The 22,839-nt window shown below is 73.7% G+C and carries 20 protein-coding genes; 15 read left to right on the forward strand and 5 right to left on the reverse strand.

The genetic code is table 11. The features are described from left to right. Nucleotides 1-31: 31 nt before the first annotated feature. The gene (locus OO54_RS29815; RefSeq protein ID WP_033208525.1) at nt 32-1,726 is read right to left on the reverse strand and encodes a glutamate--tRNA ligase; all 1,695 of its coding nucleotides are present in this window, start codon (nt 1,724-1,726) and stop codon (nt 32-34) included. A gap of 194 nt (nt 1,727-1,920) precedes the next feature. Between OO54_RS29815 and OO54_RS29820 the strand changes: the two genes are divergently transcribed. The 13 genes from OO54_RS29820 to hemL all read left to right on the forward strand — a co-directional run bounded on the left by OO54_RS29820 (nt 1,921) and on the right by hemL (nt 16,197). Beyond that, nucleotides 1,921-3,165 carry an MFS transporter gene (locus tag OO54_RS29820; RefSeq protein WP_033208526.1) on the forward strand — a complete coding sequence of 415 codons (1,245 nt, stop codon included), beginning with the start codon at nt 1,921-1,923 and terminating at the stop codon, nt 3,163-3,165. After that, nucleotides 3,162-4,079 (forward strand): TIGR03619 family F420-dependent LLM class oxidoreductase, encoded by a 918-nt coding sequence (locus OO54_RS29825; protein ID WP_033208528.1) that lies wholly within the window; start codon nt 3,162-3,164, stop codon nt 4,077-4,079. The genes OO54_RS29820 and OO54_RS29825 overlap by 4 nt, the downstream gene beginning before the upstream one ends. Continuing rightward, a complete protein-coding gene (locus tag OO54_RS29830) occupies nt 4,076-5,044 on the forward strand; it encodes a LysR family transcriptional regulator (RefSeq protein ID WP_051787274.1) in 969 nt (322 codons plus the stop codon). Before OO54_RS29825 ends, OO54_RS29830 begins: the two co-directional genes overlap by 4 nt. 166 nt (nt 5,045-5,210) lie before the next feature. Next, nucleotides 5,211-6,143: a DMT family transporter gene (locus tag OO54_RS29835; RefSeq protein WP_033208529.1), complete on the forward strand. Its 933-nt coding sequence runs from the start codon at nt 5,211-5,213 to the stop codon at nt 6,141-6,143. Between the two features lie 237 nt (nt 6,144-6,380). Next, nucleotides 6,381-6,908, forward strand: coding sequence for a LuxR C-terminal-related transcriptional regulator (locus tag OO54_RS29840; protein WP_234439235.1), 528 nt, complete (start codon nt 6,381-6,383; stop codon nt 6,906-6,908). A 37-nt stretch (nt 6,909-6,945) separates the two neighbouring features. Continuing rightward, the gene (locus OO54_RS29845) at nt 6,946-7,377 is read left to right on the forward strand and encodes a tautomerase family protein (RefSeq protein WP_234439236.1); all 432 of its coding nucleotides are present in this window, start codon (nt 6,946-6,948) and stop codon (nt 7,375-7,377) included. A gap of 177 nt (nt 7,378-7,554) precedes the next feature. Beyond that, nucleotides 7,555-8,331: a maleate cis-trans isomerase family protein gene (locus OO54_RS29850; protein ID WP_033208531.1), complete on the forward strand. Its 777-nt coding sequence runs from the start codon at nt 7,555-7,557 to the stop codon at nt 8,329-8,331. Beyond that, the gene (locus OO54_RS29855; protein WP_033208533.1) at nt 8,328-9,620 is read left to right on the forward strand and encodes an FAD-dependent oxidoreductase; all 1,293 of its coding nucleotides are present in this window, start codon (nt 8,328-8,330) and stop codon (nt 9,618-9,620) included. The genes OO54_RS29850 and OO54_RS29855 overlap by 4 nt, the downstream gene beginning before the upstream one ends. Continuing rightward, a complete protein-coding gene (locus OO54_RS29860; RefSeq protein ID WP_017237779.1) occupies nt 9,589-10,389 on the forward strand; it encodes an aspartate/glutamate racemase family protein in 801 nt (266 codons plus the stop codon). Before OO54_RS29855 ends, OO54_RS29860 begins: the two co-directional genes overlap by 32 nt. 73 nt (nt 10,390-10,462) lie before the next feature. Then, nucleotides 10,463-11,482: a porphobilinogen synthase gene (gene hemB, locus OO54_RS29865; RefSeq protein ID WP_017237780.1), complete on the forward strand. Its 1,020-nt coding sequence runs from the start codon at nt 10,463-10,465 to the stop codon at nt 11,480-11,482. A gap of 4 nt (nt 11,483-11,486) precedes the next feature. Further along, a complete protein-coding gene (hemA, locus tag OO54_RS29870) occupies nt 11,487-12,833 on the forward strand; it encodes a glutamyl-tRNA reductase (protein ID WP_033208536.1) in 1,347 nt (448 codons plus the stop codon). After that, on the forward strand, nt 12,830-14,899 hold the full coding sequence (locus OO54_RS29875) for an acetate--CoA ligase family protein (RefSeq protein WP_033208538.1): 2,070 nt from the start codon (nt 12,830-12,832) through the stop codon (nt 14,897-14,899). Before hemA ends, OO54_RS29875 begins: the two co-directional genes overlap by 4 nt. Beyond that, the gene (gene hemL, locus OO54_RS29880; RefSeq protein WP_033208541.1) at nt 14,896-16,197 is read left to right on the forward strand and encodes a glutamate-1-semialdehyde 2,1-aminomutase; all 1,302 of its coding nucleotides are present in this window, start codon (nt 14,896-14,898) and stop codon (nt 16,195-16,197) included. Before OO54_RS29875 ends, hemL begins: the two co-directional genes overlap by 4 nt. 106 nt (nt 16,198-16,303) lie before the next feature. Here hemL and OO54_RS29885 read toward each other — a convergent pair whose 3' ends face one another. Beyond that, on the reverse strand, nt 16,304-16,720 hold the full coding sequence (locus tag OO54_RS29885; protein ID WP_033208544.1) for an organic hydroperoxide resistance protein: 417 nt from the start codon (nt 16,718-16,720) through the stop codon (nt 16,304-16,306). A 163-nt stretch (nt 16,721-16,883) separates the two neighbouring features. On the opposite strand from OO54_RS29885, the gene OO54_RS29890 reads away from it, so the two are divergent. After that, the gene (locus tag OO54_RS29890; RefSeq protein ID WP_033208551.1) at nt 16,884-17,969 is read left to right on the forward strand and encodes a CaiB/BaiF CoA transferase family protein; all 1,086 of its coding nucleotides are present in this window, start codon (nt 16,884-16,886) and stop codon (nt 17,967-17,969) included. 137 nt (nt 17,970-18,106) lie between these two features. Here the strand turns inward: OO54_RS29890 and OO54_RS29895 are convergent, their stop codons facing one another. The 3 genes from OO54_RS29895 to OO54_RS29905 form a co-directional block, all read right to left on the reverse strand. Beyond that, complete coding sequence (locus OO54_RS29895) at nt 18,107-18,742, reverse strand: response regulator transcription factor (RefSeq protein ID WP_106970123.1); 636 nt, start codon at nt 18,740-18,742, stop codon at nt 18,107-18,109. Further along, a complete protein-coding gene (locus tag OO54_RS29900; RefSeq protein WP_033208555.1) occupies nt 18,742-19,866 on the reverse strand; it encodes a sensor histidine kinase in 1,125 nt (374 codons plus the stop codon). Before OO54_RS29900 ends, OO54_RS29895 begins: the two co-directional genes overlap by 1 nt. A 101-nt stretch (nt 19,867-19,967) precedes the next feature. Continuing rightward, nucleotides 19,968-20,630, reverse strand: a complete 663-nt coding sequence (locus tag OO54_RS29905) for a DedA family protein (RefSeq protein ID WP_033208567.1) — start codon at nt 20,628-20,630, stop codon at nt 19,968-19,970. 228 nt (nt 20,631-20,858) lie between these two features. Between OO54_RS29905 and miaB the strand changes: the two genes are divergently transcribed. Then, the gene (gene miaB / locus OO54_RS29910; RefSeq protein WP_063738341.1) at nt 20,859-22,382 is read left to right on the forward strand and encodes a tRNA (N6-isopentenyl adenosine(37)-C2)-methylthiotransferase MiaB; all 1,524 of its coding nucleotides are present in this window, start codon (nt 20,859-20,861) and stop codon (nt 22,380-22,382) included. Nucleotides 22,383-22,839 lie beyond the last annotated feature (457 nt).

A 22,839-nucleotide genomic window follows, 5' to 3' on the forward strand; every position in this document is an offset into this window, starting at 1 on the left:
CAACCGGGGCCGGAACCGGAACCGCGCCGCCTCACCCCGCTGACATGGCGGTGAGGCGGCGCACCACCTCGTCCCGGCCCAGGGCGCCGGCCACGGCGAACAGGTCCGGGCTGCGGGTGGCGCCGGTGAGGGCGACTCGGAGCACGTTCGCGACCTGCCTCGGCGGTCCCGCCCAGCGGTCCGGGTCCCGGCGCCAGGTGGTGGTGTCCGGGGCGAAGCCGTGGCGTACGGCGAGCGCGCCGAGCCGTCCGTACCACTCGTCGGCGGAGGACGCGGCCGGTTCGGCGGCGAAGTCCGCGGCGATCGCGCGCACCAGGTCCGGGGCGAGCCCGTCGTAGCGGTCGTCCCCGGCGGCCGGCGGCGTGCCGAAGAGCTCCGCGAAGAAGAAGCCGTAGCGGTCGCGGAAGCGCGACCAGCGCTCCAGGTCCTTCCGGGCGGGCGCGCCCGCCGGCCGGCCCGCCGCCACGGCCGCGAGGGCGAGCCGCTCGTGCCGGGCGAGGACGGACGCGAGCTCCGGGTCGTACTCCTCGGCCCAGGCGAGGAGCTGCGCGTACACCTCCTCAGGGGCCAGCGAGGCGATGAACTCCCGGCTCAGCGAGTGAAGTTTGGGCAGGTCGAGGAGGGGGCCCGAGGGGCGCATGCCGTCGAGACGGACGGTGGCGGCGAGTGCTTCGGCCGTGGGGACGTCCATCAGCCGGATGTTGGCGAGACCGCGCAGGTAATGCTGGACGGCGGCCGGCGGATAGCCGGCGGACAGGTAGTAGTCCACCGACGCCTCGGGGTCCTTGCGCTTGCTGAGTTTGCGGCGCGAGGCACCCTCGGCCTTCATCAGCGGCGCCAGGTGCGCGTACGAGGGCGGCTCGAAACCGAGCGCGGTGTGCAGCTGGAGGTGGACCGGGGTCGAGGAGAGCCACTCCTCGCCGCGCACGACGAGGGTCACCCGCATCAGGTGGTCGTCCACCACGTGCGCGAAGTGGTAGGTGGGCAGGGGCAGTTCCTCCTGCGAGGACTTCAGGAGCACGATGTCGTTGCCGTTGTCCTGCATCGTGACGGAGGCGCGGATGCGGTCCGCGAACCGGACCCGGCCGGGGAACTCGTACGGGCAGCGGAACCGCACCACGTACGGCTCTCCGGCCGCGATCCGGCGTCCCGCCTCCTCCGGGGCGAGCGTCCGGCACGGTGCCCAGCGGCCGTAGTAGCCCAGCGGGGACCGGCCCGCCCGCTGCTCCTCGCTACTGCGGGCGAGCCGCTCCCTGCCGCAGAAGCAGGGGTAGGCGCGGTCCCGCCGCAGGAGCTCGCGCACATGGCTGAGGTAGACGTCCCGGCGCTCGGACTGGAGGTACGGTCCCCACTCCCCGTCCCCGGCGGCCGCGTCCCTGGCAGCCCCGTGCCCGGCAGCCCGGACCCCGGCGCCGCCGCCTTCGTCGGGCGCGAGCCCGAAGGCCCCGAGCAGGCGGGAGAACTCCTCGGCGGCGCCCGTGACTTGGCGCGAGCGGTCGGTGTCCTCGACGCGCAGGACGTACACGCCGCCGGACTGGTGGGCCAGTGCCCGGGCCACGGCCGCCGTGTACAGGCCGCCGATGTGCAGGTGTCCGGTGGGGCTCGGGGCGAACCGCGTCACCTCCGCGCCGTCCGGCAGGTCGCGCGGACCGAACCGGCGCTCCCAGTCGGCCGGTTCCGGCAGATCGGGCGGGAACATCGCGTTGATGACGGACAGGTCGAGCACGGTGGACTCCCTCCTGGCGTTCCTGGAGAGATCCACCGTAGGCCGGTGACCGGCCGGATCGAGGGGTGCGGGGGCGGGAGGCTGCGGAACCCCGAACCCTCTTCGGCGTTGTGGGCCGCGAGGGCCGTGCCCGGTCAGTAGCATCCCGAGGACCGTTCCGTACGACACACGAGCACGAGGAACAAGGGGGTGCGATGGGCGGCACGCGCGCGGTGGCCCTGCTGGCGCTCGGCTCCTTCGCCGTCGGGACCGACGCCTACGCGATGGCGGGGCTGCTCCCGGCCGTCGCCGCAGACCTGGACGTCTCCGTGCCGCTCGCCGGACAGTCCGTCACCGCCTTCACCCTCTGCTACGCGCTGGCCGCGCCGCTGTTCTCGGCCGTACTCGCCCGCCGGGGCACCCGTACGGTCATCGTGACCGCACTGGTCGTCTTCGCCGTCGCCAACGCCGGGAGCGCGCTCGCGGAGTCGTACGCCGGACTCCTCGGCAGCCGCGCCCTCGCCGGCGCCGGAGCCGGCCTGTTCACCCCGGCGGCGGCCACCGCCGCCGTCGCGCTCGTCCCGCCCGAGCGGCGCGGGCGCGCCCTCGGCCTGGTCCTCGGCGGGATGAGCGCGGGCACCGTCCTCGGGGTCCCGCTCGGGCTGTTCGTCGCGGCGGACTCCGGCTGGCGGGCGGCCCTGTGGCTGATCACCGGACTCGGCCTGGTCGCGCTGCTCGGCGTCGCGACGGCGCTCCCGGCGGTCCGGGGAGCCGCGGCGCCCGCGCTGCGGGCCCGGCTCGGCGCCCTCACCCGGCCCAAGGTCGCCGTGGTCGTCGCCGTCACCTTCACCCAGACCGTGGCCGGCCTCGGGCTCTACACCTACCTGGAACCGGTCCTGCACCGGGTCGCCGACGTGGGGAGCACGGTCCCGTACCTGTGGGTCTGGGGCATCGGCGGAGTCTGCGGCAGCCTCCTCGCCGGCACCCTCGTCGACCGGACAGGGAAGCCCGCCCTCCTCGCGGGCACGCTGCTCGGCACCCTCGGCGCGGCCCTGGCCCTGCTGCCGTGGGCCGGAGCCGTACCCGGTCTGGTCCTGGTGCCGCTGCTCGTCTGGGGCGCGGTCGGCTGGGCCTTCGTCGTCCCGCAACAACACCGGCTCCTCGCGGGGGAGGGAGACGGCGGCGCCGCCGTCGGCCTCAACAGCTCCGCCACCTACCTCGGCGGGGCCGTCGGCTCGGCGCTCGGCGGCCTCGCCCTCGCCCACGGGCTCGACGCCCGCTGGCTCCCGCTCCCCGCCGCCGGGGTCGCGTGCGCGGGAGTCCTCTTCCACCTCACCGTGGCCCGGAGAGTCGCCCGCCGCGACACCGGGCCCGGACCGCACCTCCCGGACGACGTCACGCACGGGGGCGGAGCCGCGGACGCGACCGCGGCCGAGCCCCTGGAAAGGAACACGCCATGAAATTCGGCGTCAATCTGCCCAACTACGGGCCCGAGGCCACCCCCGACGCCCTCGCCGACTGGGCGCTGCGGGTCGAGTCGATGGGCTACCACTACGCCATGGTCTCCGACCACGTGGCCCTCACCCCCGACGTCCAGCACCTCTTCCCCGCCCCGTTCTACGACCCCTTCGCGACCCTCGCCTGGCTCGCCGGGGTCACCAGGACCGTCGGACTGGGCACCACGGTGACGATCCTCCCGTACCGCCACCCCGTGCACACCGCCCGCGTCGCCGCCAACATCGACCGGTTCAGCAACGGGCGGCTCGTGTTCGGCGCCGCGGCCGGCTGGGCCGCCCGGGAGTTCGCCGTGCTCGACGTGCCGTACCGCAAGCGCGGCGCGATCAGCGACGAGTACCTCGCCGCCATCAAGGCCTGCTGGGCCGACGAGGTCGCCTCCTTCGACGGCGCCCACGTCTCCTTCCGCGAGGTCCACACCGGGCCGCTGCCCGTGCAGCGCCCCGGGCCGCCCGTCTGGGTCGGCGGGCACAGCCCCGGCGCGCTGCGCAGGGCCGTCCGGCTCGGCGACGCCTGGCACCCCACCTCGACCTCCGGGGACTGGCTCCTCGGCGTCGGTCTCCCCACGCTCCGTCAGGTCGCGGAGGAACAGGAGCGCCCCGTCCCCGGCCTCTGCCCCCGGATCAAACTCCGGGTCACGCCCCGGCCGCTCGGACCCGGCCGACTCCTCGGCGAAGGCACCCTCGCGCAGATCGCCGACGACCTCGGGCTGCTCCAGGACATCGGGGCCCGGGCCGTCGTCCTCGACCCCACCTACCCGGGCGACCGGCGCGAACCGGGCCGCACCGCGCGGGACCTCGACGTCCTGGAGACACTGGTCAAGGAGGTCATCGACGTGGACGCCGGCTGCGTACGATGACCGAACGGCGGGAGCGGGAGGGGGTGCGGGACGTGACCGATCCGGACCTGCGCAAACTGCGCGTGCTGCGGGAGCTCAGCGAACGCGGCACCGTCAGCGCGGCCGCGCGGGCGCTCCACCTCACCCCGCAGGCCGTCTCGCAGCAGATCAGCGCCCTAGGGCGGGAGTTGGGCGTACCGCTGACCGAGCCGTCCGGGCGCCGGCTGCGGCTCACGGGCGCGGCACGGATCGTGCTCCGGCACGCCGACGCCGTGTTCACCCAGGTCGAGCAGATGCGTGCGGAGCTCGCCGCCCACCAGGGCGGTGAGCGCGGCGAAGTGGGCGTGGCCGGCTTCTCCACCACCCTGTCGGCGCTCATCCTGCCCGCCGTCGCCCGGCTGCGGGAGACCCGGCCGCTGCTGCGGACCTCGCTCGCCGAGGTCGACCCCCCGGAGAGCTTCTCCCTGCTGCACCGCGGCGAGACCGACGTCGTCATCTCCGCGGACACCACGAGCAATCCGGGCCCCACGGGCGACGACGGCCGCCTCGACGGCCGGTTCCACCGGGTCGCGCTCTGCGCCGACCCCTTCGACATCGCCCTGCCGCAGGGCCACCGGCTCCTCGGCAGCCCGAGCCTGCGGCTGGCCGACCTCGCCGACGAGACCTGGATCTTCGCCACCACCGGCATGTGCCACGACATCGGGGTCGCCGCCTGTACGGCGGCCGGGTTCACCCCACAGGCCTCCCACGCCATCGGCGACTGGGACGCCACGCTCGCGGCGGTGCGGCTCGGCCTCGGGGTCGCCCTCGTCCCGCGCCTGGCCAAGCCGGCGCCGCGGCCCGAGGTGACGATCCGCGCGTTCAGCGAGCAGGCCCCTTCCCGCACGGTCTTCGCGGCCGTACGGGAGGGCAGTCAGACGTCCCCGGAGATCGCCGCCGTCCTGGACGCGCTCCGCGCCGTCGCCCGGGCGGCCGTCGCCGCCTGACCAGGCGGAACGCGATTCGCCACGGCTCGTGGACGGTACCGTCCACGAGCTGTTGCTGGACCCGCCCGGACCCCGGTGCGAGGCTCGTTGCCGTACCGCGGACCGCCGGGCGCGCGTCCCCGTCTTCTCCTCCCTCACTCCTCTTCTCGTAGAGCGGGAAACACCCATGTCCAAAGCCACGTACACGCGGCTGGCCGCGCTGAGCCTGATCTGGGGCTCCGTCTTCCTCTGGATCAAGATCGCCGGGTACGGCTTCTCGCCCGTGCAGATGGTCCTGATCCGGCTCGCGCTCGGCGCCGTCGTCATCCTCGCCATCGGGTACGCCAAGGGGCTCCGGCTGCCCAAGGAGGCGGCCACCTGGGGCCATCTGACCGTCGCCGCGCTGCTCGGCAACGCGGTGCCGTGGACCCTGTACGCCGAGGGCGAGATCGACGGCTCCAGCAGCGTCGCCGCCGTGGTCAACGGCAGCGCGCCGATCTGGACCCTGGCGGCCGCCCTGCTGCTCGGCCAGGAGAAGAAGGTGTCCGGCTTCAAGGCGGGCGGGGTCCTGCTCGGCCTGGGCGGCACCGCGCTCATCGCCTCGCCGTGGAACTCGGCCTCGGCCGGCACCGGTTGGAGCATCCTCTGCTTCGTGCTCGGCTCCATCAGCTTCGGCGCCAGCTTCGCCTACATGGGCAAGTTCCTCGTGGGCAGGGGCATTCCGCCCCTGATGCTGGCGGGGGGCCAGCTCAGCGCGGCCACCGTGCTGCTCCTGGTCGCCTTCCCGTTCCTCGGCCTGCAGACCGTGACCTGGCGCGCCGACTCGGTGATCGCGGTCCTCGTGCTCGGCGTGGTCTGCACCGGCTTCGCCGCCCTGCTCAACTTCGAGCTGATCATCAAGGACGGGCCCACCGTGGCCTCCACCGTCACCTATCTGATGACCGCCGTGGCCGTGGTCCTCGGCGCCGTCGTGCTGAGCGAGCCGCTCGGCTGGACGGTGTGGCTCGGGGCGGCGGCGGTGCTCGCCGCCACCGGCCTGCTCCGGCGCAAGCCGAAGCCCGCCCCGGCCCCGCCGGCACCCGAGGCCGCCCCCGTGACGACGGCAGCGGCGGCCGATTAGCGGACCACCGTCGAAATCCGGCACCGCAAGGCGATACCCGGCCGTTTTCGGCGGCCGGGTGGACCCCATTCCCCCCTGAGATCCAGGAAAATGCCGATCCGTCGACCGCAACATTGTGTTCATTCTTCGGGCCGGTGGCGGGTGGTAGCGTCGGAAACGGAAACACCCGGCCTTTATGGGGAGTCGTACGTGGCTTTTGTGGTCGAACTCGTTTTCCGTGGCAATGAAACGGACCGGTTGGGTTTCGGAGAGGCCCACCGGATCTACTGGAAAAGGATGGCGGCGCGCGGCATCCTGCTCGGTGGCGGCCCTTGGCGGGACGGCACCGGCGAACTCCTCGTCTGTGAGGCCGCCGACCGCCGCACCCTCTTACGGGTGCTGTACGCCGACCCGTACGCACAGGCCCAGGTGATCGGGGAACTGCGGGTCCGGGAATGGAACGCGGTCATGGGACACGTGGTCCTGGCCGGCCTGGAGCGCTCCACCGGAGGCGCCGGCACCCACGAGCGAATACGCGGGGGCGTTCCGGCGCCCGTCGCACCGATCGTCCCGGCACGCGCCCGCGAGGAGCTGACCGCCCACGAGCGCCGCATCGCCACGATGATGCTCGACGGCCTGACCAACAAGCAGATCGCCGAGTCCTTCACGGTGTCCACCCGGGCCGTGGAACTGCACATCACTCGGATCTACCGCAAGCTCGACATCCGCAGACGCGCCCAACTGGCCGCTGCCATAGACCGGTTCGAGGCCGCGCTGGCCTGCTGACCCTTCGGTCGCACTCCCGCACCCACACGCTCGCACGATGGGATCCACCATGCCGCTGGTCGAGTTGACCGTTCCCGAGGGCACCCTCTCCGAAGCCGCCGCCGGAGTCCTGCAGCAGCAGGTCGCCGACTCCGTGCTGACGGCCATGGAGCTGCCCCACACCGACTTCTTCGCCGCCGCCACCTGGGTGTACGTCCGCGAGGCCGCCAAGGGCCTCGCGACCACCGGGGCCGGCACGCCGCCGGGCGTCCTGGTGGTGGTCACGCCACTGGAGGGGTTCCTCACCCCGGAGCGGAACGAGGCCCTCTCCGTCGAGGTCACCCGGCACGTCCGGGACGCCGTCGGGCCCGACACCGTGGTCTGGCTCGTCGTCCACGAGGTCCCGGAGGGCAACTGGGCCGTGAACGGCGGACTGACCCGCCGGGCGAAGATCGACGAGTTCGTGGCCGAGGCGGCCAGGGCCCGCTGAATTCCGCTTTCACATCCCGGCGACGGCGCCGCACCGCATTCACGGTGCGGCGCCGTTCGTATTTCCGCATTCCGCATTCCGCGGCGGCCCTGCGGGTGCGGAATCCCGTATCGATGCGCGGACCGTTCCGGCCGTACGGTCGTGTCATCGACAACGACGGATGGGAGGGACTCGTTCATGGCTCTGCATTCGGCGCCTCGACTCGGCGTGGTGGTTCCCTCGGGAAACGCCGCGGCCGAACCCGAGATCGGCAGCCTCGTAAGCCCCGAATTCAATGTGCACACCTCGCGTTTTCCGGTGCTTCCCGGAAAGGACCTGCGCGGCCGCCTCGAGAAGTACAACGACCTGCTTCCCGAAGTGCTGGCGAATTTCGGTGGACTGCGCCTCGACGCGACCGTCGTCGCCTGCACCGGTTCGCACTACCTCCTCACGCCCGAGGGAGACCGGGCCCTGTGCGCGGAACTCTCCGAGCGGGCGGGAGCCCCCGTACGATCCGCCGCGCTCGCCATCCTCGACACCGCGCGGGCCGTGGGCGCCGAGCGGCTGGTCCTGATCTCGCCGTACGAGCCCTGGCTCACCGAGCTGTCCCGGGCCTACTGGGAGTCGGCCGGCCTCGAGGTCGACCGGGTCGTCAAGATCCGGGCGGGCGCCCGCTTCTCCCCGTACGACGTCACCACCGGCGAACTCGTCGCACAGGTACGGGAGGCCGAACTGCCCGAGGACGCCGTGCTGCTGTTCACCGGCACAGGCATGTTCACCTTCGACGCCCTGGCCGAGCTCGGCCGGGACGGCGCGCACACCCTCCTCACCTCCAACCTGGCGAGCGCCTGGTGGGCCCGGGACGCCCTCGGGCTCCCGGCGGAAGGTGCGGACGCCCACCCGCTGCTGCGCCGGCTCGCCGAGCGGACCGGAGCCCGCTCCGCGGCCGGTTCCGCCGTCGTGGCGTCGTCGTGAGCGGCGGGCCCGTCCCGGGAGGAGCGGCCGGACCGCACCCGACCGGCCGACCCGCGGCCCTCCCGCCGGTCGCCGTCGTCGGCGCCGGCCCCGTCGGGCTCGCCGCCGCGCTCGTCCTGGCCCGGTCCGGGGTGCCGGTGACCGTGTTCGAGGCGCGGGAGGAACTCGCCACCGAGTCGCGCGCCTCCACCTTCCACCCGGCCACCCTCGATCTGCTCGACGAACTCGGCGTCGCCGCGGCACTGCGCCGCCAGGGCCGTACCGTCGACCGCGTCCAGTGGCGCGACCTGGACGGCCGTGTCCACGCGGAGCTGCGCTACGCCGTGCTCGCCGAGCACACCGCGCACCCGTACCGGCTCCACGTCGAACAGGCCCGGCTCACCCCGCTGCTGCTCGCCGAACTGACCGCGACCGGCCTCGCCGACGTGCGGTTCGGGACCACGGTCACCGGAGCCGAGGAGACCGGCGCCGGGGTGCGGCTGAGGGCCGAGGACGCGGCGGGACGGGTCACCCGCACCCGCCACCCGTACGTCCTGGCGGCCGACGGCAGCCGCAGCCGGCTGCGCGAGCTCGCCGGGCTCCCGGGAACGGCCGAGGAGTACCCGGACTACGCGCTCCGGGTGGTCACCGAGACCCCGCTCGACGAACTGGTGCCCGGCCTCGCCCCCTTGGCGTACGTCCGCGACCCGCGGGCCTCGTTCAGCGCCCTCGGGATGCCCGACCACTGGCGGCTGATCTTCCGGATCCCGCGCGGCACCGACCGGGCCGACGTGCTCGCCCCGGACGCCGTACGGGCCAGGGTCGAGCAGGCACTGCCGGGCGCCGCCGGCCGGGCCGTGCGCGTCGCCGACGCGCACACCTACCGGCTCGCGCGCTTCCTGCTGCCCCGCTACCGGGCCGGCCGGGTGCTGTTCGCCGGGGACGCGGCGCACCTGACCTCCACCGCGGGCGGCATGAACATGAACTGCGGGCTGCACGACGCGGTGGAGACCGGCCGGGCCCTCGCCGCCGTCCTGCACGGCGACACCGCGGGAGAAGCCCTCGTCGACGAGGCCCTGGAGCGGCGGCGCTCCGTCGTCGAGTCGGCGGTCCTCCCGCGCAGCGAGGCCCGCACGGCGGGCCTCGCCGACCCGGCCGGACTCCCCGCCCGGCTCGCCGCCCTGCGGCGCACCGCCGCCGACCCCCGCTCGGCCATCGACTACCTGCTCAAGGCATCACTTCTCGACGTCGCACCACGACCCCTGAAAGGTGACGCACATGCGGATCTGGTTTCACAAGCACACCGTTGAGGGACGCCTGCCGCTGCTCGACCAGTGGTACCGGGAGCACCTCGACGCGATCGCCGCACCCGGCACCACCGTCGACATCAAGACCCTCCCTGCCGACACCTACCCCGACCGCACGCCCTTCGGCCTGGTCGGCCACCACTCCGCCCAGGTCCTCTTCAGCCGGCACTTCTCCGAGTCCGCGCTCGTCGCGGAGCGGGAGGGCTACGACGCCTGGGTGATCGCCGCGGGCCAGGACCCCGGTCTGCGCGACGCCCGCCACCTCGCCTCCATCCCGACCCTCGGCTACGGCGAGACGGCGTTCTTCCTCTCCGCGCTCACCGGACAGCGCTTCGGCGTCCTCGGCTTCATGCCGCCCCTGGAAGAGCCGATCCGGGCCAACATCCGCCACTACCGCCTGGAGTCCTCGCTCAGCTCGTACGAGGTCGTCCCCGGCGGCTGGGACTCCGTACACCGCTCCCTCGAAGGGGACTTCGACGAGTTCGTCGAGGTGTACTCGGCCGCAGCCGAACGGGCCGCCCGGGCCGGCGCCGAGGTCATCATCCCCGCCGAGGGCATCCCCAACGAGATCCTCTGGCACCTCGGCATCCACGAGCTGCACGGCCTCCCGGTGATCGACCCGGCCGGACTCGCCGTGAAGCTCGCCGAAACCCTCGTCCAGCTCGGCGAGTTGAAGCTCTTCCAGCGCAGCGGCCACGGCTACTGGTTCAGCCGCCCCGAGGAGCCCGTCGCCAAGCACCTGGAGCAGGTGTTCCTCGGCGAGGCCCTCTAGGAGATGCCGTGTCCGTGTCCCCGCACCCGCACCCGCTCCCGCACGCCGCCACGCCCTCGAAGGAGTCACGCTCATGACGTACGACGCCTACGGCCGCAACACCGCGGCCACCGACCCCGCCGCCCCCTACTACCGTCCCCGCAGGCTGCGCCGCACACCCGCGCTGCGCCGCTTCGCCGCCGAGACCAGGGTGGGCCCCGCCAACCTCGTGCAGCCCCTCTTCCTCCGCGAGGGCCTCACCGAACCGCGGGAGATCCCCTCCATGCCGGGCGTCTTCCAGCACACCCGTGACACCCTCCGCAAGGCCGCCGCCGAGGCGGTCGCCAACGGGGTCGGCGGGCTCATCCTCTTCGGCATCCCCGAGCACAAGGACCCCACCGGCACCGGCGCCGTCGACCCGGACGGCATCCTCCAGGTCGCCCTGCGCGACGTCACCGCCGAAGTCGGCGACTCCACCGTGATCATCGGCGACATCAACCTCGACGAGTACACCGACCACGGCCACACCGGCGTCCTCGACGCCCACGGCGACGTCGACAACGACGCCAGCATCGAGCTGTACGCCCGGGCCGCCGTCGTCCAGGCCGACGCCGGCGCCCAGATCGTCGCCCCCAGCGGCATGATGGACGGCCAGGTCCGCCGCATCCGCGAGGCCCTCGACCGGGCCGGACACCAGTCCGTCGCCATCCTCGGCTACTCCGCCAAGTACGCCTCGCACTTCTACGGCCCTTTCCGGGACGCCGTCGAGTCCACCCTGCGCGGCGACCGCAAGGGCTACCAGCAGTTCCCCGGCAACATCCGCGAATCCCTTCTGGAGGTCTCGCTGGACGTGGCCGAGGGCGCCGACCTGGTGATGGTCAAGCCCGCGCTCGCCTACCTCGACATCGTCCGGCTCATCGCCGACCACGTGCAGGTGCCCGTCTCCGCCTACCAGGTCTCCGGCGAGTACTCCATGGTCGAGGCGGCCGCCGCCAAGGGCTGGATCGACCGCGACCAGGTCGTCCGCGAGAGCCTCGCCTCCATCCACCGCGCCGGCGCCACCCAGATCATCACCTACTGGGCCTCCGAGTTCGCCCAGAGCCTGGACCGGTGACCCGGTGACCTCGTCCGCAACCATGCTGGTCCTCGGCATCAGCCACGCCAGCGCCCCGCTCGACCTCCTGGAGAGACTCGCCGGCACCGACCGGCCCGCCGAGGACCTCGTCTCCGACGCGACCTCCGTCGACGGCATCGACGCCGCCGTCGTCGTCTCCACCTGCAACCGCCTGGAGATCTACGCCGAGACCCGCGGCGGCCCCTCCGGCCCCGGCGAACTCGGCGACCTCGGAGAACTGTTCGCCCAGCACACCGGCGTCGACCGCGACGAGATCGCCCCGCACCTCTACAGCCACCACGCCGACGGAGCCGTACGCCACCTCTTCGCCGTGGCCTCCGGACTGGAATCCGTCGTGGTCGGCGAGGACCAGATCCTCGGCCAGGTGAAACTGGGCCTCGAACGGTCCCAGCGGCTCGACCGGACCGGCCGGGTCCTCGCCAAGGCCGTCCAGACCGCCCTGCGCGTCGGCAAGCGGGCCCGCAACGAGACCGGACTCAACGAGGCCGGCCGTTCGCTCGCCACCGCGGGACTCGGCTTCTTCGAGCGCGAGGTCGGCTCGCTGCACGGCAAGACCGCCCTCGTCATCGGCGCCGGCGCCTTCGCCGGGGTCGTCGTCGCCGCACTGCGCCGCTCCGGCCTCGACCGGGTGCACGTCGCCAACCGCACCCCCGACAAGGCCCAGCGCCTCGCCGACACCACCGGAGGAACGGGATACGGCCTGGAGGACGTACCCCGGCTGCTCACCGAGGTGGACGTGGTGGTCGGCGCGACCGCCGCCACCGGCCACCTCGTCACCGCCGGGCACGTCGAGGAGGCGCTCGCCGCCCGGGACGGCCGCGAGCTGTTCCTGCTCGACCTGTCGCTGCCGCACAACATCGCGCCCGGCGCGGCGGAGCTGCCCGGCGTCACCTTCGTCGACCTGCGCCGCATCGCCGAGGAGGGCCAGGAGGACGAGATCTCGGCGGCCAGCGTCCAGGCCGCGCACGAACTGATCGACGCGGAGGTCGAGCAGTTCCGCACCGGCCTGCGCCTCGCCGGCGCCAAGCCCGTCCTCACCGCCCTCCGCACCGCCGCCACCGAGGCGGCGGAGGCCGAACTCGACCGGCTCGAACGCCGCCTCGACGGGCTCGACGGCGCCGCACGGCAGGAGATCGGCCGCAGCGTGCGACGGATCGTCGACAAGGCACTGCACCAACCGACCGTCCTGGTACGGGAACTGGCGGCCGACCCGGACGGCGCGCGGCACATCGCCGCCTTCACCCGCCTCTTCGCCGCCGCCGAACCCCACGGCGACGACGGCGACCGGACGAACGACCCGAACGAGAAGAAGATCGAGGCCATCGCATGAGTGACATCTCGGCCCTCTGGGAAGCCGAATCCATCGCCGTCATCGGCGCCAGCGAGCGTCCCGGCGCCCTGGGCCGCAAGCCGCTCGACTACCTCCTCCGGTACGGCTACAAGGGCCGCGTCCTCCCGGTCAACCCGCGCTCCCCGGAGATCCTCGGCGTCCCCGCGTACCCCAGCGTCAAGGACGCCCCCGGACCCGTCGACCTCGCGCTGATCATGGTCTCCGCCGAGCGGGTCCCCGGCGCCGTCGACGACTGCGTGGCCGCCGGCGTCAAGCTCGCCGTCATCGCCTCCTCCGGCTTCGCCGAGACCGGCGAGGAGGGCGCCCGCCTCCAGGCCGAGGTCGTCGCCAAGGCCCGCGCAGGAGGCCTGCGGATCATCGGCCCCAACTGCATCGGGGCCGTCGGCTACGAGAACCGCGTCCTCGCCACCTTCAGCCCCCTCTTCGGCGCCGAGTCCGTGCCCTTCGAGCCCGGCACCCTCGCGTTCGTCTCCCAGAGCGGCGCCCTCGGCTTCGGCGCCGCCAGCCTCGCCCTGGAGCGGGGCCTGCGCCCCGGCTGGGTCGTCAGCACCGGCAACGACGCCGACGTCACCGCGCTCGAAGTCCTCCGCGAACTCGCCGCCGTCCCCGAGGTCACCGGCCTCCTCGGCTACCTGGAGGACACCCCGGACATCGGCACCCTCCGTGAACTGGCCGGCTCCGGCAAGCCCGTCGCCCTGCTGAAGTCGGGCCGCACGGAGGCCGGCGGCCGCGCCGCCGCCTCGCACACCGGCGCCCTCGCCACCGACGACCGCGTCCTGGACGCGACACTGCGCGGCCTCGGCATCGTCCGCGTCGACGACATCGACGAACTCCTCGACGTCGCCCGGGTCTTCGAGTCCGAGCGGCGCCCGGCCGGCAACCGCGTCGCCGTCGTCACCACCTCCGGGGGCTCCGGCATCCTCGCCGCCGACGCCGTCGAGGCCCACGGCCTGGAACTCAGTGCCCTCGAACCCCGCAGCAAGGAGGCGCTCGCCGAGATCGTCCCCGCCTTCGGCGCGATCGACAACCCCGTCGACATCACGGCCACGGTCCTCAGCGACCCCTCGCTCTTCGACCGCTCCCTGGACGTCCTGATCGCCGACGACACCGTCGACATCATCGTCGCCGCCTTCTGCGTGATGGCCGGACCCGACGTCGAGAAGGCCGTCAACGCCCTCTCCCGGGCCGCCGAGAAGGGCGGCAAGCCGATCCTCGTCGCCCGCACCGGCGCCGACTTCCTCGCCCCGGACGCCCCGCGCGACCTGCGCGAGGCCGGACTGCCCGAGTACCCCACACCGGCCCGCGCCCTGCGCGCCGCCGCCGCGCTCTGGGAGGTCAGCCGGCCCCGTACGCTGCCGGACGCCCCGCGCCCCGGGACCGTCCCCGGACCCGGTGCCGAGGCCACCGAACCCGAACTGAAGCGGCTGCTCGCCGAGGCCGGCGTCGCCGTGCCCAGGGGGCGGATCGCCGAGGACGCCGAGGACGCGGCCCGCGCCGTGACCGAAACCGGCGGCAGCGCGGTGCTCAAGGCGGTGGTCCCGGGCCTGCTCCACAAGACCGAGGCCGGCGGCGTCGAGATCGGCGTCACCGCCGACACCGCGCCCGCGGCGTACGCCCGGCTCGCGGCGCTCGGCGGTCAGGTGCTCGTCGAGGAACTGGTCCCGGACGGCGTCGAGCTGATCGTCGGCGTCCACACCACCGACCTGGGCCCCGTGCTCACCGCCGGACTAGGCGGCATCTTCACCGAGGTCCTCGACGACGTCGGCCACCGCCTCCTGCCGCTGGCCCCGGGCGAGGGCGCCGAGCTCCTCGCCGGGCTGCGCGGCGCGAAGATACTCGCCGGCGCCCGCGGCCGGGCCGCCGTCGACGTCGAAGCCGCCGCCGAACTCCTCCACAAGGTCGGCGAACTCGTCCAGGACTGGCCGGCCGGCTTCGCCCTCGACCTCAACCCGGTCCGCGTCCTGCCGAAGGGCGCGGTCGTCCTGGACGCGGCGCTCACCGTCGACACCCCCGCGTCCGACGCCCCCGAGGAGGCCGGCCGATGAGCGGCACGGAGACCCGCAGCAAGGCGCTCTTCGAGCGGGCCCGCAAGGTCACCCCCGGCGGCGTCAACTCCCCGGTCCGCGCCTTCGGCGCCGTCGGCGGAACCCCGCGCTTCATCGCCTCGGCCGAGGGCCCGTACCTCACCGACAGCGACGGCAACGAGTACGTCGACCTCATCTGCTCCTGGGGCCCGATGATCCTCGGCCACCGCCACCCGGCCGTCGTCGAGGCCGTCACCCGGGCCGTGGAGCGCGGCACCTCCTTCGGAGCCCCGTCCACCGGAGAGGTCGAACTCGCCGAGGAGATCGTCGGCCGGGTCGCCCCCGTCGAGCAGGTGCGGCTCGTCAGCTCCGGCACCGAGGCCACGATGTCGGCGATCCGCCTGGCCCGCGGCTTCACCGGCCGCGGTAAGATCGTGAAGTTCGCCGGCTGCTACCACGGCCACGTCGACGCGCTCCTCGCCTCCGCCGGCTCCGGCCTCGCCACCTTCGCGCTGCCTGACACCCCCGGCGTCACCGGCGCCCAGGCGAGCGACACGATCGTCCTCCCGTACAACGACCTCGCCGCCGTCGAGAAGGTCTTCGCCGAGGTCGGCGACGAGATCGCCGCCGTCATCACGGAGGCCGCCCCGGGCAACATGGGCGCCGTCCCACCGCTGCCCGGCTTCAACGCCGGCCTCAAGGAGATCACCGCCCGCCACGGCGCGCTGTTCGTCTCCGACGAGGTGATGACCGGCTTCCGGGCCAGCCGCTCCGGCTGGTACGGCCGGGACGGCGTCGCCCCCGACCTGCTGACCTTCGGCAAGGTCATGGGCGGCGGCTTCCCGGCGGCGGCCTTCGGCGGCCGCGCGGACGTCATGGCCCACCTCGCCCCCGCCGGACCCGTCTACCAGGCCGGCACCCTCTCCGGGAACCCGGTCGCCACCGCCGCCGGCCTCGCCACCCTCCGGAACACCACCCCCGAGGTGTACGAGCGGCTCGACCAGGTCTCCGGAACCATCGGCCGCGAGGTGTCCGCCGCCCTCGACAAGGAGGGCGTGGCACACCGGGTCCAGTACTCCGGGACGATGTTCTCGGTCTTCTTCAGCGAGGACGAGGTCGTCGACTTCGACGGCGTCCGCGCCACCGAGTCGTACCGCTACACGCCCTTCTTCCACGAACTGCTCCGGCAGGGCGTCTATCTGCCGCCCTCGCCGTTCGAGGCCTGGTTCGTCTCGGCCTCGCACGACGACCGCGCGGTCAGCCGGGTCGTCGAGGCGCTCCCGGCGGCGGCCGCCGCGGCCGCCGCCGCGAAGCCCTGACGCCAGGGCCGCCGCCAGGCGAAAGCCCCCGTGGTCGTGGACCACGGGGGCTTTTCCCCGCCCGTTCGCGTACGCGGCGCCCGATGTCCCATCCGGCGCCGCCCGATCACTCGGCCAGGTTCACGAGGACCTCGACATTTCCGCGAATCGCCTTGGAGTAAGGGCACCGCCCGTGTGCGGCATCGGCCAGGCGCCGCGCCTCGGCGGCGTCGAGACCCGGCAGTTCGACCGTGAGGACCACCGAGAGGCGGAATCCGTCCTCCTCCTTGTGCAGCGACACCTCGGCGGTCACGGTGTCGTCCGCGAGCGCGGTCCTCGACTCGCGCGCGGAGACCCGGAGCGCACTGTGGAAGCAGGCGGCGTACCCGGCGGCGAACAGCTGCTCGGGGTTGGTCGCGGTGCCGGAGCCCCCCACGGCCTTGGGACTCGACAGCGGAAGGTCGAGGAGCCCGTCGGAGGAGCGCACGACGCCGTTGCGCCCGTCTCCGGTGGAGGCGACCTCGGCGGTGTAGACGACGGCCATGTGTCCTGCCTTTCCGAATCGGAGAAGGGGGAATTCCCCCAGCCTTCCGCCAGTCTCGAACGCCGCCGAATTCAGGGCGCTACGGAATTCCGCAGTCCTCTCCGATACGCGCCGAATTACCGTGGGAGAACACCACAGACCGGTAAATTCAAGGGAGTTGGCCATGGCGGGACCGCTGACCGGAGTACGGGTACTGGAATTCGCGGGCTCGGCGCCCACCGCGTACGCCGGCACCGTCCTCGCCGACCTCGGCGCCGACGTCGTACGCGTCGACCGGGCGCCCGCCACCGCGCCCGCACCCGACGGCGGCCGCGCGCCCGAGAACCCCCTCTCCCGGGGCCGCCGTTCGGTCGCCCTCGACCTCAAGAGCGCCGAGGGAGTGGAAAGGGCGCTGTCCCTAGCCGAGCACGCCGACATCCTGGTCGAGGGATTCCGCCCCGGCGTCGCCGACCGCCTCGGCATCGGCCCGGAGCCGGCCCTCGCCCGCAACCCGAGACTCGTCTACGGACGGGTCAGCGGCTGGGGCCAGGAGGGGGAGTGGGCCGGCCGAGCCGCCCACGACCTGGCGGTCCTCGCCCTGACCGGCGCCCTGGACACCGACCCGGTCACCGGGGCCCCGGTGCCGCCGCCGTCCGCGTACCTCTCCAGCTTCGCCGGCGGTGCCAACGTCCACGTGCAGGGGCTGCTCGCCGCGCTCCACGCGCGCGAGCGCTCCGGCCGCGGCCAGGTCGTCGACACCGCCCTCGCGGACGGCGCCGCCCTGATCGCCACCCTCGTCCACCAGTGGCGCGCCGTGCCCGGCAACAACACCGTCACCGACGCCCCGCACTACGCGCTCTACCGCGCCGCCGACGGCCGCCACCTGGCCGTCGCCGCCATCGAACCCCGGCTCTACGCGAACCTCCTGGACCGACTGGGCCTCGCGGACGCCGAGGACCTTCCCGACCGCGCCGACCCGGCGGCCTGGCCCGCGCTGCGCGCCCTCATCGCCGGCCGCTTCGAGACCCGGGACCGGGAGCACTGGGTGAAGCTCTTCGACGCCGTGGACGCCGGCGTCGCCCCGGTCCTCACCGCGGCCGAGGCCGCCGAACACCACCAACTCGCCGCCCGCGGCGCCTTCGTGGAGATCGGCGACACCCTCCAGCCGGCCCCCGCCTCCCGCTTCGCGGCCACCCCCGCCGACGCGCCCGGCCGCGCCCCGCTCCCCGGCGAGCACACCGAGGAGGTCCTCGCCGAGTGGCGAGCGTGACCGGCCGGGCGGCGGTGCCGCGCGGCGGGCGGTGGGTGCGAAGCGGCCGGATGGCGGTGCCGCGCCGGGCGGCGTGGTGTCCGGCCGGGTGGGGCGGTGCCGCGCCCCGGTCGGTGGGCCGGGGAGCCGCCGGGCGTTCACGACTCCAGATAGCGCAGCACGGCCAGGATCCGGCGGCTGTGGCCGTCGGTCCGGCGCAGGTCCAGCTTGTCGAAGACGGAGTTGAGGTACTTCTCCACCGCGCTCAGCGAAAGGTGCAGCTGCCGTCCGATGGCCGCGTTCGTGTACCCCTGGGCCAGCACCTCCAGGACCTCCCGCTCGCGCGGGGTGAGCCGGGCCAGCGGATCGGCACGGTCGCCGCGCACGACCAGCCGCCGTACGACCTCCGGGTCGAGCGCCGTGCCGCCGGCGTGGATCCGGTCGAGCGCGTCGAGGAACTCCTCGACCTGCGCCACCCGGTCCTTGAGCAGATAGCCGACCCGGTCCGCGCCGGTGGCGAGGAGCCGGGCCGCGTAACTGGGTTCGACGTACTGCGAGAGGACCAGCACCCCCGTCCCGGGCAGCCGCTCGCGGATCTCCACGGCCGCCCGCAGCCCCTCGTCGGTGTGGGTCGGCGGCATCCGGATGTCGGCGACGACGACGTCCGGCCGGCGCGCCTCGACCTCCGCTACCAGGGACCCGGCGTCGCCGAGCGCCGCGAGGACCTCGTGGCCCTCCTCGACGAGCAGCCGGACCAGACCCTCCCGCAGCAGGGTCGAGTCCTCGGCGATGATCACGCGCACGGCAGCTCCGCGACAAGAGTGGTGGGTCCCCCGAGGGGGCTGTCGATCCGCAGGACGCCGTCGAGCGCGGCGACCCGGCTGCGCAGGCCGGTCAGTCCGCCGCCGGCCGGGTCCGCGCCGCCCGTGCCGTCGTCCTCGACCCGCACGGTGAGGAGCGGCCCGTCGCGGGACACCCGTACGGCGACGGCCGAGGCCGAGGAGTGCTTGGCGGCGTTGGTGACGGCCTCGGACACCACGAAGTAGGCGGCCGTCTCCACCGGCCGGGGCAGCGGCTCGTCCCCCGCCTCGTAGCGGACCCGCAGCGGGACGGCGCAGCGCTGCGCCACCCCGCCCAGCGCTTCTTCGAGCCCCAGGGCGTCGAGCGCCGACGGGTACGCCCGCCAGGCGACGTCCCTGAGCTCGGACAGGACCTCCCGGGCCTCCCGGTGCGCCTGTTCGAGCAGCGCGTCCGCCTGGCCGGGGTCCCGGTCCCGGCTCCGGCGGGCCCGGCCGAGCAGCATCGCCAGGGCCACCAGCCGTTGCTGGACGCCGTCGTGCAGGTCGCGCTCGATCCGCCGGCGCTCGGCGTCGACGGCCTGGACCACCGCGGCCCGGCTGACCGCGAGCTCGTCGATCCGCCGCCGCAGCAGTTCCCCCTCGGAGGGGCCGAAGCACTCCCGGGCGAGCCGGGCGTCGAGGGCGGCCAGCGCGTACAGGCCCTGCACGTCGAGGAAGAGCAGGACGCCGCCCAGCAGCAGCTGGGTGAGCAGCTCCTCCCAGCCGAGCGTCCCCCGCACCAGCCCCCGGGCCAGCAGCCCGGCCAGCACGACGCCGAAGGCCAGCAGCCCGAGGACGATCCCGCACACCAGGCCCGTCCAGCCGCGGACGGCCAGGTAGCGCAGCAGTCGCCGCCCGGACGTCTCGTACGCGTCGGGGAAGCGGTCGCCGAAGAAGACCCGGCGTCGGCCCCGCTCCAGCGCCGCCGGCCTCCGGGCCCCGGCCACCAGGATCTCCAGCGCGTACGGCCGGGTCCGGGGCCACAGCAGGAACGCTCCGAGGGCGGTTCCGGCGGCCAGGAAGTACAGGACGCCGAGCAGGCCGCTCAGACATCCCAGGACGACACCGACGGCCCTCATCGACCTCAAGTGGGCGCCCGTTCGCGCCCGTTCGCCTTCCCCCACGGTTCCCGAGCCTAACCCCGGCGCCGCTCCCCGGGGTACGGGCTCCGGGGCGGCCCTCACGACGTGCGGCGGTGCTGCGCGCGCCCCCGACCCCGGAGGCGTACCGCCAGATACGCGCACAGCGCCACCGCCACGAGCGCCAGCACGGCCTTCGACAGCACCCCCACGTACCCCTCGACCACGTCCCACCCGTCCCCGAGCCAGTAGCCGGCGAGCACGAGCACGCTGTTCCAGACCAGGCTGCCGAGTGTCGTGAGCATGAGGAAGACGGGCATCGGCATCCGCTCGACACCGGCCGGCACCGAGATCAGACTGCGGAAGATCGGCACCATCCGGCCCAGGAACACCGCCTTGGTGCCGTGCCGGGCGAACCACCGCTCCGTACGCTCCAGATCGGAGACCTTCACCAGCGGCAGCCGCGCCCACAACGCGTGCATCCGCCGCCGCCCGAACAGCGCGCCGATCCAGTACAGCGCCATCGCGCCCACCACCGAACCGAGCGTCGTCCAGAACAGCGCCGACGCGAGACTGATCACGCCCTGCCCGGCCGCGAAGCCCGTCAGCGGCAGGATCACCTCGCTGGGCAGCGGCGGAAACAGGTTCTCCAGCGCGATGGCGAGCCCGGCACCCGGCCCGCCCATCGTGTCGACGAGCCCCGCCGCCCACCCGGCGACACCGCCCGCGGGCTCCTGCGCGATGCTCGCGCTCGTACTCGTCATGCCCGCAATCGACATGCTCGTGATCGTCACGATGAGGACTCCAGATCGGCGAGAGTGACTTCCCGAGGCCCGTCGCCCCGGCCATCCCAACCTAGAAATCCCAGCTCAGCACCGGTACGCGGCTTCCCCTCCACCTCCCTGCGGAAAACCGCAGGGACCCCCCGCCCGTCCCGGGGCCCTTCCGAAGGCCCGGCGAAACGCCCCTCCGGACCGCCTACTCTTGGGGGAATGACCAGCAGCAGCGACCGGAGTCCCGCAGTGAGCGTTGAAGGATCCAAGACCTACGAGATTCGCACCTACGGGTGCCAGATGAACGTCCACGACTCCGAGCGGCTCTCCGGTCTGCTGGAGGAGGCGGGTTACGTCCGGGCCCCCAAGGGTGCCGACGGCGACGCCGACGTCGTCGTCTTCAACACCTGCGCGGTCCGCGAGAACGCCGACAACAAGCTGTACGGCAACCTCGGCCGGCTCGCCCCCATGAAGACCACGCGGCCCGGCATGCAGATCGCCGTCGGCGGCTGCCTGGCCCAGAAGGACCGCGAGACCATCGTCAAGAAGGCCCCCTGGGTCGACGTGGTCTTCGGCACGCACAACATCGGCAAGCTGCCGGTCCTCCTGGAGCGCGCCCGCGTCCAGGAGGAGGCGCAGATCGAGATCGCCGAGTCCCTGGAGGCCTTCCCCTCCACGCTGCCCACCCGCCGCGAGTCCGCCTACGCCGCCTGGGTCTCGATCTCCGTCGGCTGCAACAACACCTGCACGTTCTGCATCGTCCCGGCCCTGCGCGGCAAGGAGGAGGACCGCCGCCCCGGCGACATCCTCGCCGAGATCGAGGCCCTGGTCGCCGAGGGCGTCTCCGAGATCACCCTGCTCGGCCAGAACGTCAACGCGTACGGCTCCGACCTGGGCGACCGCGAGGCCTTCTCCAAGCTGCTGCGCGCCTGCGGCCAGATCGAGGGCCTGGAGCGCGTCCGCTTCACCTCCCCGCACCCGCGCGACTTCACCGACGACGTCATCGCCGCCATGGCCGAGACGCCGAACGTCATGCCGCAGCTGCACATGCCGATGCAGTCCGGCTCGGACTCGATCCTCCGGGCGATGCGCCGCTCGTACCGGCAGGAGCGTTTCCTCGGAATCATCGAGAAGGTACGCGCGGCCATCCCGCACGCCGCCATCTCCACCGACATCATCGTGGGCTTCCCCGGCGAGACCGAGGAGGACTTCGAGCAGACCATGCACGCCGTCCGCGAGGCCCGCTTCGCGAACGCCTTCACCTTCCAGTACTCCAAGCGCCCCGGCACCCCGGCCGCCGACATGGAGAACCAGATCCCCAAGGAGGTCGTGCAGGAGCGCTACATGCGGCTCGTCGCCCTCCAGGAGGAGATCTCCTGGGAGGAGAACAAGAAGCAGGTCGGCCGCACGCTCGACGTCATGGTCGCCGAGGGCGAAGGCCGCAAGGACGGCGCCACCGACCGCCTCTCCGGCCGCGCCCCCGACAACCGCCTCGTCCACTTCACCAAGCCCGACGAGGACGTCCGTCCCGGCGACGTCGTCACCGTCGAGATCACCTACGCCGCCCCCCACCACCTCCTCGCCGAGGGACCCGTCACCGCCGTCCGCCGCACCCGCGCCGGCGACGCCTGGGAGAAGCGCACCTCCGCCCCCAAGTCCCCCGGCGTCCTCCTCGGCCTCCCCCAGATCGGCCCCCCCGCCCCCCTCCCCACCCCCGACACCCCCGCCTGCGCCTCTCACTGACCCCCACGCGGGCCCCCGCCCCACGCGACCCCCGCACCCTGCGCGGGCCCGCGCCCTAGGCGGGCCCCGCACCCTGCGTGGGCCCGCGCCCTAGGCGGGCCCCGCACCCTGCGCGGGCCCGCGCCCATCACCCCGCCGCGTGTGGGCCCCGCACGGGTGGGCCTTCGCCCGTCGCCCACCCCTGTGTGTGTGGGCCTCCGCCCGCTGCCGTGTGGGCTGGCCACGCCGCACCCCCGTGTGGGCAATCGTCCCGCTGGGGCGGGACGGGTGGGCACACGGGACGGCGCCCTTGGCGGCGCCTCCGCCCCCGTTGCCTGAACCCGCACCACTAGGTCGGCGCGTACCCGGTGCGGGTTCGGGCGCGGAAGCCTGGGCCCGGCAAGGGGCGCCGTCCGTTGTGCCCACCCGTTCCGCCCCAGCGGAACGAATGCCCACAACGGGCGGGGTGCAGGCCCAC

It is taken from the genome of Streptomyces wedmorensis, from assembly GCF_000716445.1.
Lineage (GTDB): Bacteria > Actinomycetota > Actinomycetes > Streptomycetales > Streptomycetaceae > Streptomyces > Streptomyces wedmorensis.